We start from the raw sequence: 230 nt of genomic DNA, 5'->3' as shown, positions 1-230 counted from the left end.
TTCGCTCGCCGCTACTCAGGAAATCGCATTTGCTTTCTCTTCCTCCAGGTACTTAGATGTTTCAGTTCCCTGGGTCTGTCTTCCTTACCCTATGTATTCAGGTAAGGATACCATACCATTACGTATGGTGGGTTTCCCCATTCGGAAATCTTCGGATCAAAGCTTACTTACAGCTCCCCGAAGCATATCGGCGTTAGTCCCGTCCTTCATCGACTCCTAGTGTCAAGGCA

1 rRNA gene is annotated in these 230 nt (G+C 48.3%); it reads right to left on the bottom strand.

Going from position 1 to position 230, the window contains the following annotated elements:
* Positions 1-230 (bottom strand): 23S ribosomal RNA (locus ACSG5Z_RS32830); the annotation flags it as partial.

Source organism: Bacillus pretiosus (assembly GCF_051294775.1).
In the GTDB taxonomy this organism is placed as follows: Bacteria; Bacillota; Bacilli; order Bacillales; family Bacillaceae_G; genus Bacillus_A; species Bacillus_A wiedmannii.
Note: the sequence above shows the minus strand (reverse complement) of the source record. Positions and strands in the feature narration are given on the sequence as shown.